Origin of the sequence: Oceanisphaera marina, assembly GCF_014643915.1 — a bacterium.
GTDB lineage: Bacteria > Pseudomonadota > Gammaproteobacteria > Enterobacterales > Aeromonadaceae > Oceanimonas > Oceanimonas marina.
This window is the reverse complement of record NZ_BMKE01000025.1, coordinates 32,216-49,490: the sequence shown is the minus strand read 5'-3', so window position 1 is coordinate 49,490 and position 17,275 is coordinate 32,216. Positions and strand designations below refer to the sequence as shown.

Here is a 17,275-nt window from a genome sequence, read left to right as displayed (position 1 = left end):
AGAAAGTTTTAGTTGTATTAACAACATTCAACCCAAATATTGAGTTACTGTCACTTTCTATAGAGTCAATATCAAAACAATCTCATAAAAATATTGAAACCGTAATTATGGATGACAACTCAGAAAACTCTGATGAAATAAAAAAAATAATCCCAAAAAAAGAAAACTTTCATTATTACAGAATGAATGAAAATATTGGCACTTATAAGTGCAGGAACTTTGCAATAAAAAGACACAATTCGGATTACATAGCTTTTCAAGACGACGACGACGTATCTCATCCAGAGAGGATAAGCTATCAGCTCAATAAAGCCAAAGAACTTAGAGCTAGTATTTTAGCTGTATCTCACATACGAATTGATGAAATGGGATACCCACAACTGGATGATGGAAAAAATATTATATCCGATGGTCCAGTGACAATGCTTATAAGTCGGGACGCATGGAATTCTATAGGTCCCTTTAGCGAATATCGCTCTCGAGGTGATATAGATTATCGCTCAAGATGCCGAAGTGTTTTGGGGATTAATTCTTATCAGCAAATAAAAATACCTCTTTATTTCGCCTTTGGAAATGAAAACACCTTATCAACAAAATTTGAAAAAAGCAGTTTATTTTCATTCTCACATCAAAAAAAGAAAATACACTTCAGAGAAAATTCATGATTATAAGTTTTACAACCATATCTTCTCGAGTTGATATAGTTGATAATGTTGTGTTCAACATACTCAATCAATCAATAGAGGAATTTGAACTTAGGCTGTACATATCCAAAGAGCCATGGCTGTTAGATAAAGGAATAACTTCAATCCCTCACAGATTAGAAAAACTTAAAAAAGATTCTAGATTTAAAGTCATTTACACCAAAAACACTGGCCCGTATAGAAAATTAATACCTGCGTTAACCGAATTCTGGGGGACAAAAAAGCCAATCATTACTATTGATGACGATGTTGCTTACCCTAACAATTTTTTAGAAACCATGACCCACGCACAAAAAATATTTGACTGTCCAATAGCCTTTAGGGGACGAGAAATAACATTAAATAGTCAAAACAAAATACTCCCATATAAGAAATGGAAAAGTTCAAATTTAGCAGGTGCGTCCGCGTGTAAGTTACCAACGGGAAAAGATGGTGTTATTTATATGCCACATCATTTCTCACGTGATGTCTTAAATATAAATCACGCATTGGAAATAGCAAAAACTGCGGATGATCTTTGGTTTAAATGGCATACATTACGTGCAGGTTATGCCTCTTGCCTTCTACTAGATGCACTACAGGATTCATTTACTTCAATCGAGAATGAAGAAAAATCAGAAATTACGCTTTATGATACCTATAATAAGAAAGGTGGAAATGATGAAATCATAGAAAACTTGCAATCCCACTATCCATTAAAAAAAGAACTAAATGAAAAATTCATTTATTAACCTATTATAAAAATATGATAAGTACACAAGAGAAATTTATGAAGGGAATGATAATTAGTCGTTTTGGCCGCACTGATGCTAGAAGAGGCGGGGGTATATATAGAACAGCAAAACTGTCATCAGAGGCCCTTAAAAAAAATGGATTTCACATTGATGAAATCGCAGATAAATTGGACCACTATAAAGTTGACGAGCACAACTTCATTTGGATCTATACTGGGGATTTCATACAAATATCAGATAGAATTCTTAATAACATAGATCCTACAGACATCCCGCTAATTATTAACTCGGGATGGGTGCCAGACGTCAATCGTGAGCGTTGGATGATTGAAACGTTGGAAAGATATATACTCAAATTCCCTAATTTAATATTCAACACCTGGACACATCAAGCAAAGCAGATTATAGAAGACAACAACAAGAAGTTAAGAAATAAAATAGTTTACTTACCACACATTCAAAATATAAACTCTAACTTACCTGTCAAACCATTTATCGAGAGAAAAGGTGTTTGCATTGGTGAGCTAGGAAAAATACAAAGAGTTAGCCTATCTAGCTTCTCTCCTAATCTTTTGATAGACAAATTAGTGGAAAAAGGATTTAAAGAAGATATCTTTACTTATGGACAATATGCTGAAGAAAATCGCAAATTAAGAAAAATAGTAAAGATAATACCAAAACAAGATCAGTTGTCATTCTTTGAAACCATGTCTAATCTAAGAGCTATAGTATGGCTAACAGACAAGGAAACCTTCGCTGCACCACCTTTAGAACTGGCTCAACTAGGTGTTATCCCAATTTTACCTAACATGCCTCAATCTTTGAATCAATACGTAGAAACGAGCACCAAATTTAAAGATGAAAATGATGCGGCAGAAATGATAATCAATTTGCTAGATGAACAGAAATTCAAAAGTGAACAACACGAAACATTAAAAAAAATCAGAAAAATAAAAAAAGAAATATTACAGAACGACTTTTACAAACAAATCAAAGAAATAATTTCCACAAAGCCAAGAGGCTACATTTGAGTTCAGGGCAAGATCATGAAAACCCCTTATGTGGCAAGGCTTTCAGCGAGGTAAAAATTAAAACACTAATGGCTACTTTGTATAACGAGACGCAGCTTTTTTGAAGAAAAATGTCGATTTTCAAGGATCGCTTTGACGATCTCTCCCAGCTGTGATCATATGCTGTCTTTTCAACAGCAGCTTATTACCATGAATGGACTCAGCCTTTTGGACCACCTTTCCGTTATTCGAGACCCGCGTCAGCAGTGGAAAATCGAGCACAAGCTCGCGGATATCCTGTTTCTGACTGTCGCGGCGGTTATCGGCGGCGCTGAAGGTTGGGAGGACATCGAGGATTTCGGTCATGATCATCTCGACTGGCTACGTCAGCACGGTGACTTTGGCTTATGTTGGCAAACAAGGGCGTTCCTGTGCATGACACCATTGCCTGGGTGATGGGCATGCTGTCGGCCAAAAGCTGCAAAAGTACTTTGCGGCCTGGATGCAGGCTTGCTACGACGTGACGGAGGGCGAAGTGATTGCCATTGATGGCAAAACCCTGCGGCGCAGCTACGACAAGGGCAAACGTAAAGGAGCCATTCATATGGTGTCTGCTTTTAGTGCTGCCAATCAAGTGGTGCTGGGGCAGGTGAAAACCAGCGATAAAAGCAATGAGATCACCGCCATTCCTGAATTAATGGAGCTGCTGAGTATCCGTGGTTGTCTGGTTACCATCGATGTCATGGGCTGCCAACGAGCAATCGCCAAAAAGATCCTCGACAAAGGTGCTGACTATCTGCTGACCGTAAAAGGCAACCAGCCTAGCTTGGAAGTGGCCTTCAACGATTACTTCCGGTTGGACATGTTACAGCAGGAAGACGTCAACGGTTACAGCATTCAGGAATTCGGCCATGGCCGTAAGGAAACCCGGCTGAGCCTAGTGGTGGAAGATCTGTCCATCCTGGGTGACCTCGAGTATGAGTGGCCTGCACTGAAAACGCTGGGAATAGTAGGGACAATCCGTGAGGAAAAAGGCCAACCAGTGAAAGAGCTGGATATCACGGTGCGTTACTACATCAGCTCGGCGCAGCTGTCACCTAAAGAAATGCTGGAGGCCACCCGTTCTCACTGGTCAATCGAATCACAGCTGCACTGGCGGCTGGACGTAGGCATACGGAAAGATGACTGTCGCATTCGCCGTGAACAGGCGGGTGAAAACATGGCGGCCATTCGACACATGGCATTCAATGCCCTGAACAGAGATACCAGTTTCAAGGCTGGCATGAAACGCAAGCAAAAGCGGGCCAGCCGAAACAGCACCTACCTGTCGCACGTTTTGGCAGGACTGGGGGGTTCGTAATCTTATCCTGGAAGCGAGCCGCTCCCACTGGTCGATAGAATCCCAGTGCACTGGCAGCTTGACGTGGGCATGCGTGAAGACGACTGTCGCATCCGCTGCGAGCAGGCCGGCGAAAACATGGCCGTTATCCAGCATATCGCCTTCAATGCATTGAAGGGAGACACCAGCTTCAAGGCCGGGATGAAAAGCAAGCAAAAGCGGGCAAGCCGAAACAACGCCTACCTGTCGCACGTCTTGGCAGGACTGGGGGTTTCGTAATCTTGCCCTGTCCAACAATTAACTCGCACATAACAAGGGATAAAAATAACATGAAAGCCATCATTCCCGTTGCTGGCCTCGGCACCCGCATGCTGCCCGCTACCAAGGCAATACCGAAGGAAATGCTGCCCATTGTCGACAAACCGCTTATTCAATATGTGGTAAGCGAAGCAGTAGCTGCCGGCTTTAAGGAAATTGTGCTGGTTACCCACTCCAGTAAAAACTCCATTGAAAACCACTTTGACACCAGCTTTGAGCTGGAAGCCACACTGGAAAAACGGGTAAAGCGTCAGCTTTTAGCTGAGGTTCGTTCTATCTGCCCCAATGACGTTACCATTATGCATGTGCGCCAGGGTGCTGCCAAAGGGCTGGGCCATGCCGTGTTGTGTGCTCAGCCCATGGTGGGTGATGAGCCGTTTGCAGTTATTTTGCCAGACGTATTAATTGACGATGCAGCCTGCAACCTGGCGCAAGATAACTTGGCCCGTATGCGTGAACGCTTTGAAGAAACGGGTAACAGCCAGATTATGGTAGAGCCCGTGCCAGAGCACCTGGTAAGCCAATATGGTGTGGTGGATTGTATGGGCCACGAGGTGGCGGTTGATCAAAGCAAACCCATGACCGGCATAGTAGAAAAACCCGCTGCCGAGCTGGCTCCGTCCAACCTGGCGGTGGTAGGCCGCTATGTGCTGAGCAAGGCCATTTGGCCGCTGCTGGCCAAAACGCCTCCCGGTGCCGGAGATGAAATTCAGCTGACTGATGCTATCGCAGAGCTGATGCAGCAAGAGCGGGTAGATGCTTATCGCATGGTAGGCAAAAGCCACGACTGCGGCAGTAAGCTGGGCTATATGAAGGCCAATGTAGAATATGCCCTGCGCCACCCTGAGCTGGGTGAAGACTTTGCCAGGCTGCTGCCTAATTACACTGGCAACAAGGTAGTGCCTTTTGCCGCTGGCGAATAATTTAACAGAGCTTCTTGTGCCGTTATCTACACACCCTTTATTCAAGGCGTTGCAACACAGCGCTGAATCCATGCCCACGCTGGCGGAGCGCTTTGCTGAAAATAGCGAACGTGCGCAGCAGCTGACTTTTCATGTTGGTGAGGAGTTGCTGGTGGACCTTTCCCGCCAGCAGGTGTGCCCTGCTGTGCTGCAGCAGCTGTGCGAGCTGGCACGGCAAATGAACCTACCTGCGGCCATTGCCGGCCTGTTTGCAGATAACCAGTTTAACCCCACCGAGCAACGCGCCGTGCTGCACACAGCACTACGTATGCCGGCCAACGCAGTGCTGACGCGTAACGGGGAAAATATCATCCCCGTTGTGCATGCAGAGCTGGCCAAAATGCGGCGCTTTTGCCAGCGCATACACAATGGCGAATGGCGGGGTTACACCGGACTGCCTGTTACCGATGTGGTCAACATTGGCATTGGTGGCTCCGACCTGGGCCCGGCCATGGTGTGCGAGGCGCTTAAGCCCTATTGCACCACCGGCATTCGCGCGAATTTTGTGTCGAATATAGACCCGGCACATTTAGCCACCACCCTTGAGCGGCTTAACCCGGCCACCACTTTGTTTGTGGTGTCGTCCAAAAGCTTTGGCACCGATGAGACCATGTCTAACGCCCTGGCTGCCCGCCAGTGGCTGCTGAATGCCTGTGGTGACGACAGCCTTATTCAGCAGCATTTTGTGGCGGTGTCTACCAATCACCGCAAGGTGGTGGAGTTTGGCATTGCGGCCGAAAACATGTTTGAGTTCTGGGACTGGGTAGGCGGGCGTTTTTCTTTGTGGTCTGCCATTGGCCTGCCCATTGCTCTGGCGGTGGGCTTTGAGCGTTTTGAAGAGTTGCTGGCCGGTGCCCATGCCATGGATGAGCACCTGCGCAGCACGCCCCTTGAGCAGAACATTCCGGTGCTGCTGGCATTGTTAACCATCTGGAACCATAACGTACTGGGCCATGCCAGCGAAGGGGTATTCCCCTACAGCCAGCTGATGCACCGTTTTCCGGCGTTTTTGCAGCAGCTGAATATGGAGTCGAACGGCAAGTCGGTAACGCTTGAGGGCACCCCGGTCAGCTATGCCACCGGCCCTATTGTGTTTGGCGATGTGGGCTCCAACAGCCAGCATGCGTTTTTTCAGCTGCTGCACCAGGGCACCACTGTGGTGCCAGCGGAGTTTATTGGTTTTGTAAACTCGCCTTACGACTTTCCCGCACACCGCCACAAGTTGCTGGCCAATATGCTGGCCCAGGCCGAAGCACTGGCCTTTGGCAAGCCGGCCGCTGAGGTAGAAGCCGAGCTGAGAGCAGAAGGCTTGAGCGAACAGCGCATTGCCGAGCTGCTGCCCAGCAAGGTGATGCCCGGCAATCGCCCCAGCACAGTGATTTTGTGCAAGGAGCTGACCCCTCATACCCTTGGCAGTTTAATTGCCCTGTATGAGCACAAAACCTTTGTGCAGGGCGTGCTGTGGAGCGTAAACAGCTTTGACCAATGGGGCGTGGAGCTGGGTAAAAAACTGGCTAGCGGGCTGGTAGACACGCTGTTGGGCAAGACGGATGCGTTAAATCATGATGCAGCTACGCAAAACTTAATAATGCAAATTAATGTGTGGAGCACTTAAAACATTTTTTATGCCAGCATTTATAATCAGTTGCCGTAATCATTTCTATATGGATAAAATTCATGGATGAAGCCCTAACCTCTCAACTTGAAAGCTTACAAAAAGCCATAATTCAAGCAGGCAAAGAAAATGCCGGTAAAACAAACAGAGACCTGATTATTGTTCAAGACCGTCTCTACGCCCAACTGGAAAGCCTTTCCTGGCTCCAACGTCGAATGACAATTAAAGGTCAATTGCCCCCGCTGCGTGGATGGGCAACATCACCCGATGTACTGCTTCGTCTGCACTCACATATTATGGCCACCTGCCCCCAGATTATTGTCGAATTTGGCAGCGGCGCTTCTACCTTGGTAATTGCCGATGCCCTGCGCCAGAATCGTACAGGCAAGCTGATCTCCATTGAGCATAGCGACCACTACGGGGCGCAAACCCTCAATACCCTGCAGGCGGAGCGCCTGGAAGGCTGGGTTGATCTGCGAATCGGTGAGCTGGAGGCTTGGCAAGGTGAACACCTTAATCCGGAAGACGCTGAAAAACCCTCTCGTTGGTATCTGACTTCTCTGCTTGATGGCGTCGAAAATGTAGATTTATTGTGGGTTGATGGTCCACCGGGTGCGACTTGTTTATTCAGTCGTTATCCAGCACTATTAGCCTTGGCTGATAAGCTATCGCAACACGCAGAAGTGTGGATGGACGATACTATTCGCCAGGAAGAAAAAGACATCTGTAACCATTGGGCAGAAAAATACGGCTTTAATGCCGAATATTTTCCACTAGAAAAAGGATTAGGACGATTAACCCGGTCTAATGCTCTTGTATCATCGTCAGCTCTAATGCCAGCAACCTCAAATTACAACGCTGATGAACACCTCCCTGGACTTGTTCAAGGTTTGGACTTTTCATTGCCAAACATCTCAAACAAGGGCTGAGTTTTTGGGTAGCACTACAAGTAGCCGCCCTAAAAACCTCTTCATATAAGCCAACCTCGACATTTAGAAGGTATAATGTTAGAAGTAATCACTGCTATTGGGGCTTTGTTATCAGGCACAGCTGCTTCTGCTGGTATTTTTGTTGCATATAAAGTACATCAAAACCAAAAGTTACTATCTCAACGACAATTGCTGTTACCGTTATGGGAACACATGGCGACGTTGAGTGAAGTTAACCCTACAGCACCGATTACGCCTGACATAATAAAGGTGGTTAACACTCTTGAATTAGTAGCTTTATGTTGCGAAGGCGGTATGATTGATGAGCAAGTCATACGCCGAACATTCAAAGAACAATTTATGATGCATTATGAATCTGTTGAGAGATGCGTAAACATACCAGGGCTCGATGTTGACGGAAAAAAACTACTGAGAGATAATCGAGCGGCCTTCCAATTCTATCAGAACCTGGAAAACGAACGTTTATCAAGTGACAAAATGCGCAAAACATAAAAAGGAGAAAAACATGAACAATAAAGTTATAGAGCAGGCTATCATAGAGTTCGCAAAGTCTGGCGAGGAAAAATTAGAGAAAAGCTATACAGTTAAAGGTAACGATGGCGAATATTACACAATAAAGATCGAAAAAAAGTATGAATTCGCTTTGTTAGATAGTGTAAATAAAAGCGGAAGGTTTAACACCATATCGGCATTACCCTCCGGCAACACTTGTGGCTGTTGCAATGGCAGCGGACGCTCAAACTGACATTAAATGGTAACCAAGATATAACTATGGGCTTATGTAAATTCAAAGTGGACGACCTAACATCTAAAAACAACATAAGCCAAATTATTTTCATTTTAGAGTCTCCACATAAAGATGAGTATATACATTCCCACCCTATTGCGGGGCAAGCGGGAACCAGGTTATTGTCTCTATTAAAACGTGTGGGAGCTATCCCTAATGATATACCAAACAAACCATTAGGATGCTTAATAAAAAGTGGCGAAATACTGAATATCTCTATAATGAATGCATCACCTTTCCCCTTAGACAAAAATTTTTATTGTCAGCAAGCCTGCAACTCAAAAATGGTTGACGCTTTAGCAGAAATTAAGAACAGACTCCAAAAACACACCCAAACTGTATACAAGCCTAGAGAAGGTGTTGAGAGCAAGCTGTGCAATGATTTCTCTGAACGTTTGAGAAACATGATTGCAGATAAAACAAAGGTCATCATTCCTCTCGGTCATGTTGCGAGTAACTTTGTTAAGTCGGTACAGGGCATTAATTGCAAGGTTCATTTTGGTGTTATGCACCCAAGTGCCCGTGAATGGGAATCAGCAGATAATATTAAACAACTTCGCTTAGCTCTTACAGATACCGAGAGTTAGACTCGTCACAATAAAATATCTATTGCCTTCCCCGTGCATTCTATAGAAAGGCGCAGCAAAAAATGTTCTTATATAGTTGTCACCTAAACTCAAGGAAGTAAGTCATCGACGAATATTTAGGATATCCTCTCTTTCTTTGGCAAGCTTTAGCATCCGGTTTTTCAACTATACTGGCGGCATTGGCTATCGCTTTGGTTACTACTTTTTATCTTAAGAAACGGGATGAAGTCACTCGGGTTGCCGGAGTGATTCTAGAAAAGCGGATAAATAGCGAACAGGTCATATTATCCAGGCTTGAAGATATCTCCTACTCAGTACAAATGCCTGAACAAGAAGCAAAAAAATACATTGCACTTCTTGAACAAACTGAACTGCCAGTACCCTCCCCTTCGCTTATGCAGTATGCCAAGATATTTGGTGATCTTGAATGTTTCCATGAATTTCAACGATCTTTCGAACAACTGATCAGTTCACACAAGTTATGGTTGAGTGAAAAGGTGCGCTTTCATCTACAACTCATGCAGGCCTATTTATCCTGGATTAATTCAGGGTTATTAATTAGCCAGCAAGTGCCATTACCCAAAGGCTACCAACTTAGCGAGCAGGATCAAAAACGCATTTCCAGCATTATGCTGACGTTGCAGGGTGTGGTGTTAGATATGGAATTTAAAGGCTTGATCGCCGAATTAGAGGTGCTAATGGTGGACTCTATCTATCACCTCAATATCAAGCGACCCAAGCGCAGTCTAATGCGCAATGGATTTTGGAATAGAGAAAGCAGAAAGCTATTAAAAATACTGGGTAGAAAAACTTTGCTGGGCCATGCCCGCTATGAATTTTTTGCCATGGCATTTATCATTACCTACCAAGTAAAGGGCTTGCAACCTGACGAGCAAATGCTTGCCGAGTTCGTATCTGGCTTTCCTGAGCGCATTTAGTTTTTAAAAATTTAGTTTTCTATTAGCAGAGAATAACCATGACCAGAAAATACTTCGGCACCGACGGCGTTCGCGGCAAGGTCGGCCATTATCCCATTACTCCTGAATTTGTAATGAAGCTGGGCTGGGCCGCCGGCAAGGTGCTGTCGCAAACCGGCACTAAAACTGTGCTGATCGGCAAAGACACGCGTATTTCCGGCTATATGCTGGAGTCGGCACTCGAGGCCGGCCTTTCTGCTGCGGGGTTAAATGCCGCCCTGCTCGGCCCCATGCCTACCCCGGCCATTGCCTACCTTACCCGCACCTTTCGGGCCGAGGCCGGCATTGTGATCAGCGCCTCGCACAACCCGTATTACGATAACGGCATCAAGTTTTTCTCTCATAACGGCACCAAGCTGCCCGATGAAGTAGAGCTGGCCATTGAGGCCATGATGGATCAACCCATGGACTGCGTGGCATCTAACAAACTGGGCAAAGCCCGCCGCATTACCGACGCCGCCGGCCGTTATATTGAGTTTTGCAAGAGCACTTTTTCAACCGAGCTCAGCCTTGAGGGCTTACGCATTGTGCTGGACTGCGCCCACGGTGCCACCTACCACATTGCCCCGGCGGTGTTTCAGGAACTGGGCGCAGAAGTGATTACCATTGGCGCCAGCCCAAATGGATTAAACATCAACGAGCAAGTCGGCTCTACCGCGCCTGAGGCACTAATTGCCGCCGTTAAACAATACCGTGCCGACCTGGGTATTGCCTTTGATGGCGACGGCGATCGCCTGGCCATGGTGGATCACACCGGTGAGCTACTGGATGGCGACGAACTGCTGTTCATTTTGGCGCAACATGCCAGCCGCCAGGGCACTTTGGGCGGTGGCGTGGTGGGCACGCTTATGACCAACATGGCACTGGAGCTGGCCCTGGCCGAGCATAATATTCCCTTTGTGCGCGCCAAGGTGGGCGACCGTTATGTGATGGAGCAGTTGCAACAATACGGCTGGAAACTGGGCGGTGAAAACTCGGGGCACATCATCAGCCTGGATCACAACAGCACCGGAGACGGCATTATCGCCGCCCTGCAGGTGCTTAAAGCCTCCGTTGGCCAGGGCCTGACGTTAAATGAACTGCGCCGTGATCTCGTGCTGTTCCCCCAGCGCTTGGTGAATGTGCGTTTTGCCCCCGGCAGCAACCCGCTGGAAAGCGATACGGTTAAACAGCGGGTGAGTGAAGCAGAAGTTAAGCTTGCCGACAATGGGCGTGTGTTGTTGCGCAAGTCCGGCACCGAGCCGCTTGTCCGGGTGATGGTGGAAGGTGCGAATAGACAGCTGGTGAATGAACTGGCGGAATATATTGCCGAAGCGGTATAAGCATTTAGCACGTTAAAGTAGAAAAACATTTTTGTCGTTATTGATATACCTCCCACCTCTTTAACCGGCCGATGTTATTCTCGCCAACCGGCAGCAGGCCGATTTACAAGATGTGGCCAAGAAGGTATACACCCGGGATATTGTTAGCCAGCGCTGCTCAAGCAGCACTGGCACAACAAACACTTTTGCAGGAGCACGCATGAATTTAACCCTTGCCGCCGCGGCATTTTGCAACTGGCAGCTGGCTGCCCCCGTGTTACGGCAGCTCACCCCAGGCACGGCTCTCACCGTCACCGGTTTGGAAAATGCCACTGCCCTTGGGCAGCTGGAGCAACAACTGGCCGAGGATCACACCGGTGCCGTGGTGCTGTATGCTCCGTTACACTTGGCATTGGAGCAGGCTGCCAACGTGGGTACAGAGCCTTCGCAGGCGGTGTCACTGTGGCGACACAACACGGCCCAGTTGGTGCGCTTTTGCAAACAATATCGCGGCCAGGTGTTGCTGTTCAGCCTGGTGGAGGTGCTGGCCGCCCCGCAATTATTTAAAACCCTGTGCACCCAGCGCTGGCCCGAACTGGAAGTAGCAACACCTTCCGTCTCAGCCATTGAGCACCCGGTGGCCGTGCTGCACCACCTGGTGGCGCAAAGCCTGCGCTCGAGCTCAGCAGAGCTGAATACGCAGGAACAACAACTCGCCGCCCTGGCTCAGCCGCTGGAAGATGAGGCCTCTGCACACATCCCCCTCACCGAGCTCAACCAGCTGGTAGCAAACATGCAGGCAGGTCAGCAAGCCCGTACCGGGCTGCAGCATGCCGAGCAGCAGTTGCAACAACAGCAACAGCACCTTGCCCGCCTTACTGATGAAAAAAACACTGCCCAGTCTGCACTGGTGGAATTGCAGCAAGAGAACACCCTGTTGCTGGAGCAGTTACACCAAGTCCAGGAAACGCTTGAAAGCAACTTGCAAACCCAGCAACAAAACCGTAGTGAACTGGAACAACAACAATTCTTACTCCGGCAACAAACAGCCCGGAACAAGGAGTTGGAAGTTGCCCTCCAACGTTCTGAGAAACTACTTTCCCAGGAAAAAGCTACACGCACTGAACAGGTGAGGAAGCACCAAGCTCTTGTCGATGATCTTCAGCAAGAAAATGTCCTGCTGCTGGAACAGTTATTCTGCGTGCAGGAAGAGCTGGAAAAACATTTTGTTTCCGAGCAGCTTCCGTCCGAGCGGGAGCATGCTCCCGCGTTGCCGGCCGAGGACAAGCCGGCCTCACCCAGGCTGGCTGCTTCCTTCAAAACTCAGCTTAAAAAACGGGTAGAAAAGAAAAAACTGCAGCGCAAAGCCGCCGAGCTGGCTGCGTCGCCTTTGTTCAATGCCGAATGGTATCTCAAGCAATATCCCGATGTGGCCGCCGACAAGGTGTTTACTAACAACCCGGCCCTGCACTACCTGAAATGCGGCGGATTTGAAGGGCGCAACCCCAGCCCCGATTTCGACAGCCGAGATTATCTGAATGCTAACCCGGATGTGGCCGTCGCCGGCTTTAACCCGCTTTATCATTACCTGCGCTTCGGCCAGGCCGAAAAACGGCCGCTGTATTAATGCCTATTGTTATTCCGGCAACCGGGGTCAACGAACAGGTGCTGCACGTCCTGTTCAACCCAGAGTGGTATCTTAAGCACTACCCCGATGTAGCCGCCGCAGGCATAGACCCATGGCGGCACTTTGTTCATCACGGCATGCACGAGCACCGGCTGCCATGCCCGGTAACCGCACTGGAACTGGAAAATAAGCTGTGGCGCGGTCACACAGAGGTGTTACCCAAGCTGCACACCCTGGCTCAAGGCAAGGGAACCGAGGCGGCCGTGGCGGCCTGGGTGCTGGCACGCTGGTATGCATCCCTGGGTGAGCATGCCCTGGCAGAGCCCCTGTTGCGGGCATTTTTTGCCGAGCCGGTCGCCGGCCTGCTGGTAAACCACGCCGGCCCCTGGCTGTTGCTGTTTGCCGTGCTCTGGCATCAGGGAAAAATTCAGCAGGCCAACGCCTGGCTGGAGCAGCCGGGCTGGCCCGAACTGCCGGACCATGCCCTGGCCCGATTTATGCTGCCGGCGCACCACACCCTGGCTACCCTGAATGCGTTTTATCAAGAGCAAGGGCTCTGCCCATTAGCATTGCTCCGGGCCGAATCTACTCTGTCGCTGGATAATTTGGCCGCCCCATCGGTGCCTGCAGCAAGGCGCTCCTGGTGGCAACGCCAACCGCTGGTAAGCGTGATCCTGCCCTGCTACAACGCCGAAGCCACCATTGCCACCGCTCTGCGCAGCCTGCAGCAACAAAGCTGGCAAAATCTCGAGATCCTGGTCGTGGACGACGCCTCCACCGACGGCTCGGCACAAACCGTGGCAGCATTGGCCCGACAGGACCCTCGTATTACCCTGTTGCGTCACAACAGCAACCAGGGCACCTATGCCGCACGCAACACGGCGCTGGCAAAAGCCCGAGGGCGTTTTATAACCACCCACGACAGTGACGACTGGTCTCATCCGCAAAAAATTGAGCGGCAGGCAAAAGCCTTAATGAAATCCCCCAAAGTCCAGGCCTGTCTCTCTCACCTGATAAGATGCTCTCCAGAGCTGCATTTTAAACGTTGGCGAATGGAAGACTCTTGGGTCACCAAGAACCTGTCTTCCCTAATGTTCCGAAAAAAAGTCCGTAAAGCTCTTGGTTATTGGGATTCAGTGTCTGTTGGTGCGGACTCCGAGTTTTATCAACGGCTACTTAAACGGTTTGGTAATAACGGCCTTGTTGAAATCATGCCTGGTATACCGTTAACGCTTTCAAGGGTTAACGACAGCTCGCTTACACAACACAATCAAACGCATTTACGAACACATTATCTGGATAACGGCCTGCGCCGTCGCTACTACGAAGCCGCACTGGCATGGCATCAAAAAGCTCAGCGGCTGTATATGCCGGCCTCCCCTGTCCGACGCCCTTTTGCGGCGCCAGCCCCCATGTGCCGGGGCACTGCCGATGCACGCAATCACAACCTGGAATTGCTTGCCATACAGCATGGCCTGTTCAGCCCGGACTGGTATTTGCGCCGCTACCCGGACGTGGCTGCCGCCGGCATGGATCCCTGGCAGCATTATTTCCGGTTTGGCTACCGAGAAGGCCGGGACCCCGGCCCGGCTTTCAGTGGTTCCGGTTATCGTTATGCCACTCCCGAGTCACAAGATGGTAATCCGCTGGTGCATCTGTTGAACACTGATAAGGCCGGTGATTACTCGCTGCCCCATCATGTCGGGCAGCGGCCGTGGCAACCGGACGCACCAACTCTATTGCTGTGCGCCCATCAGGTCAGCGAGCACACCTATGGTGCCGAGCGCAGTTTGCTGGATGTGTTGCGGGCTTTATCCACCCTGCCCTGCAATCTGGTGGTTACCCTGCCTTCGGCGCAAAACACCGGTTATGCGGATCAGATACTGGCTCTCAGCCACAGGCTCGTTGTCGTGCCTTATCGCTGGTGGCAAGCAGGGCGGGATGAAGACACGGAAACCCTCGCGCATTTCGAGCAGTTGATCCGGCACTACGAGGTTTCCCTGATTTACTGCAATACCCTGACCTTGCTGGAGCCTTATGTCGCAGCGCGTAACAGCAAGGTGCCAACCATTACCCACGTCCGCGAATTACCGGAACACGATGCGGCCCTGTGCCAGGTGCTTAACGCCAACCCGGCGCACATCAGGCAGCACCTGCTGGCTCACTCGGACTTTTTTATTGCCAACTCCACCTTGGTGGCCGGCTACCTGAATCAACCCGAACGGGTAGAAGTCATAGGTAATGTCATTGATGCCCATGGGGTTGCGCCCACCCTGCCCGGCCGCGAACGGTTGCAGGTCGGCATGATCAGCAGCAATCTTCCCAAGAAAGGGCTGCACGACTTTGTGGCCCTGGCCACGTTATTACATCAGGGGGGCATTGCGGCCGACTGCCTGCTGATTGGTCCCGACAATGAACATACTCAGGCCCTGCGCACTCAATCATCCCTGCCGGCCAACCTGGAATTAACCGGGTATATTCCCTCTTCGTACGATGCCATTGCAAAACTGGACGTGGTGGTTAACCTCTCTCACGTTCAGGAATCATTCGGCCGTACGGTATTGGAAGCCATGGCCGCAGGGCGACCGGTTATCTGTTATGACTGGGGAGCCTTGCCCGAGCTGGTTAAACATGGAGAAACCGGCTTTCTTGTGCCGTTGGGCGCCATCACGGAAGCCACCACTCTGATAGCCACACTTTCGCATGATAATGCCCTGCTGGTGACCATGGGTAAGGCAGCCCAATCCCGCGCTACGCAGCATTACAGCCCAATGAATTTGCAACACGCCTTGAGCCGGTTACTGCACCGCCTGCTTGGTCATGCCAAACAATAAAGAGAAAATTTATGCAATATCAGTCATTTCCTGACGCAAAAGGTGGTTCGGCCTCGCAACAAAAACTGGCCGCATTGCGCCTGCCCCCTCTCTCCGGTAAACGTTTTCTGGATGTAGGCTGTAATGAAGGGTTCTTTTGCGGTTATGCCCTGTTCGAAGGCGCCGGCCGCGTGGTGGGCATGGATAAGTCCGTTTTGGCCATCAACAAGGCCAGCGCCCGTTTTCCGGATGCTGAGTTTCTTAACCAGTCTTGGGACACATTGCCGGAAGGCCCCTTTGACGTCATCACCATGCTGTCGGCACTGCATTATGCCGACGATCAAGAAGCCCTGATCCACCAGCTGATGTTACTGCTGGCCGACGATGGTCTGTTGGTGCTGGAAATCAGCATGGCGCCAGGGCAGCAGAATGAATGGGTCAAGGTAACAAGAGCTATCGACGAACGCTGGTTTCCCACGCGCAACAAGCTGGGCAGCATTCTGAAAGACTACGCCTGGAAAATAATCGGCCACAGTGTTAAACAGGCCGGCGACCCCTTGCAGCGCTATGTGATACATATTCGCAAACTGCAACCCTATGCCTGGTTACTGATGCAGGAGCCGGGCTCAGGCAAGTCAACCATCGGCAGACGCATGTTTAACGCCAAACCCGGCACCAAGATGCTTTCAGGCGACAGCATCTACCAACAAATCAGCCAGGGTAAACTCGATGTCTCCGCTCCCCTGCGCGCCCTGATAACGGAAGATTTCTCTACAGCAACCATAGATGCCACCACTCGCAAGGTGTTTGAACAAGGTTATACCGAGGCGCTGGTACAGGTCTGGGCCAAACAGGCGGGGTTTCGGGATTTTGCAATCGACTCCTACGTTCCCGCAGCGTTCCAGCAGCAGGTTAAAGATGCACTGCAAACGCTGGGCTATTTTCCTGTCAACGTCAGCTGGGACAACAAGAGCCCGCTGACCAAAGCGCAAACCTCCACCCACAAGGCCAAACAATATGGTCAGCATCTGAAAAAAGAACAAGCGGCACTGGCCGGGGATCGCATCAAAATCACCAAACTGGTGAAAAGGGACGTTAAAGACCTGATCAAATGGCATCTGGACTCCCCAACCCATGGCGAGTGGCACACCGGCGAGCAGACCCTGCGTGTGGCCGGTTGGGCCGTGACCCTGGGTGCCCTGCAAACCGCCTATCAGCTGTATATCTCAGGCCCGGACGGCGAGCTGAAGTTCGTCCCAACCAAACTAAGAAAAGATGTGCTTGAAAGCGTATTTGGCAGCCTCGATGCGGCCCCCGCACATTGGCAGCAACAGCCCTGTGGTTTTTCCTGCGAGCTACCGATGAGCTGGCTGCAAAAAGGCGCCGAGCTGGGGTTAATCCTGAATGACGAGCGCACGCCGCTGGCGCGTTTGTGCATTACCCACGTCAAGAGTGGTGGTCTGGGAACCCAATTGGTGCAGAACCTGCTGCGCATGCGGGGCGAATAACAAGATGACACAGCAGTTAAACCTTGCAGTGGCACAGCAATTA

The 17,275-nt window shown here is 49.7% G+C and carries 15 protein-coding genes and 1 pseudogene; all 16 read left to right on the top strand.

Translation table 11 applies throughout. The features are described from left to right. Window positions 1–665 (top strand): glycosyltransferase family A protein (locus IEW52_RS13430; protein WP_188630591.1); only part of this gene is annotated, 665 nt, incomplete at its 5' end. Then, on the top strand, window positions 662–1,435 hold the full coding sequence (locus IEW52_RS13425) for a hypothetical protein (protein ID WP_188630590.1): 774 nt from the start codon (window positions 662–664) through the stop codon (window positions 1,433–1,435). The genes IEW52_RS13430 and IEW52_RS13425, both read left to right, overlap by 4 nt. A gap of 38 nt (window positions 1,436–1,473) precedes the next feature. Beyond that, window positions 1,474–2,469: a hypothetical protein gene (locus IEW52_RS13420; RefSeq protein WP_188630589.1), complete on the top strand. Its 996-nt coding sequence runs from the start codon at window positions 1,474–1,476 to the stop codon at window positions 2,467–2,469. Window positions 2,470–2,658: 189 nt separating this feature from the next. Beyond that, window positions 2,659–3,808 (top strand): annotated as a pseudogene (locus tag IEW52_RS13415) (ISAs1 family transposase). Window positions 3,809–3,877: 69 nt separating this feature from the next. Then, complete coding sequence (locus IEW52_RS13410; protein ID WP_188630588.1) at window positions 3,878–4,066, top strand: hypothetical protein; 189 nt, start codon at window positions 3,878–3,880, stop codon at window positions 4,064–4,066. Between the two features lie 50 nt (window positions 4,067–4,116). After that, a complete protein-coding gene (gene galU, locus IEW52_RS13405; RefSeq protein WP_188630587.1) occupies window positions 4,117–5,028 on the top strand; it encodes a UTP--glucose-1-phosphate uridylyltransferase GalU in 912 nt (303 codons plus the stop codon). Between the two features lie 16 nt (window positions 5,029–5,044). Next, the gene (gene pgi / locus IEW52_RS13400) at window positions 5,045–6,682 is read left to right on the top strand and encodes a glucose-6-phosphate isomerase (protein ID WP_188630586.1); all 1,638 of its coding nucleotides are present in this window, start codon (window positions 5,045–5,047) and stop codon (window positions 6,680–6,682) included. Window positions 6,683–6,744: 62 nt separating this feature from the next. After that, the gene (locus tag IEW52_RS13395) at window positions 6,745–7,611 is read left to right on the top strand and encodes a class I SAM-dependent methyltransferase (RefSeq protein ID WP_188630585.1); all 867 of its coding nucleotides are present in this window, start codon (window positions 6,745–6,747) and stop codon (window positions 7,609–7,611) included. A gap of 75 nt (window positions 7,612–7,686) precedes the next feature. Then, window positions 7,687–8,124 (top strand): DUF4760 domain-containing protein, encoded by a 438-nt coding sequence (locus IEW52_RS13390; protein WP_188630584.1) that lies wholly within the window; start codon window positions 7,687–7,689, stop codon window positions 8,122–8,124. Between the two features lie 13 nt (window positions 8,125–8,137). After that, window positions 8,138–8,377, top strand: coding sequence for a hypothetical protein (locus IEW52_RS13385; RefSeq protein ID WP_188630583.1), 240 nt, complete (start codon window positions 8,138–8,140; stop codon window positions 8,375–8,377). A gap of 26 nt (window positions 8,378–8,403) precedes the next feature. Further along, window positions 8,404–9,006: a hypothetical protein gene (locus IEW52_RS13380; protein ID WP_188630582.1), complete on the top strand. Its 603-nt coding sequence runs from the start codon at window positions 8,404–8,406 to the stop codon at window positions 9,004–9,006. Between the two features lie 179 nt (window positions 9,007–9,185). Then, window positions 9,186–9,944: a hypothetical protein gene (locus IEW52_RS13375; protein WP_188630581.1), complete on the top strand. Its 759-nt coding sequence runs from the start codon at window positions 9,186–9,188 to the stop codon at window positions 9,942–9,944. A gap of 38 nt (window positions 9,945–9,982) precedes the next feature. Further along, on the top strand, window positions 9,983–11,305 hold the full coding sequence (glmM, locus tag IEW52_RS13370; protein WP_188630580.1) for a phosphoglucosamine mutase: 1,323 nt from the start codon (window positions 9,983–9,985) through the stop codon (window positions 11,303–11,305). Between the two features lie 199 nt (window positions 11,306–11,504). Further along, on the top strand, window positions 11,505–12,911 hold the full coding sequence (locus IEW52_RS13365; RefSeq protein ID WP_188630579.1) for a coiled-coil domain-containing protein: 1,407 nt from the start codon (window positions 11,505–11,507) through the stop codon (window positions 12,909–12,911). Next, complete coding sequence (locus IEW52_RS13360) at window positions 12,911–15,745, top strand: glycosyltransferase (RefSeq protein ID WP_188630578.1); 2,835 nt, start codon at window positions 12,911–12,913, stop codon at window positions 15,743–15,745. The genes IEW52_RS13365 and IEW52_RS13360 overlap by 1 nt, the downstream gene beginning before the upstream one ends. Window positions 15,746–15,756: 11 nt before the next feature. Next, window positions 15,757–17,232, top strand: coding sequence for a class I SAM-dependent methyltransferase (locus IEW52_RS13355; RefSeq protein ID WP_188630577.1), 1,476 nt, complete (start codon window positions 15,757–15,759; stop codon window positions 17,230–17,232). Window positions 17,233–17,275 lie beyond the last annotated feature (43 nt).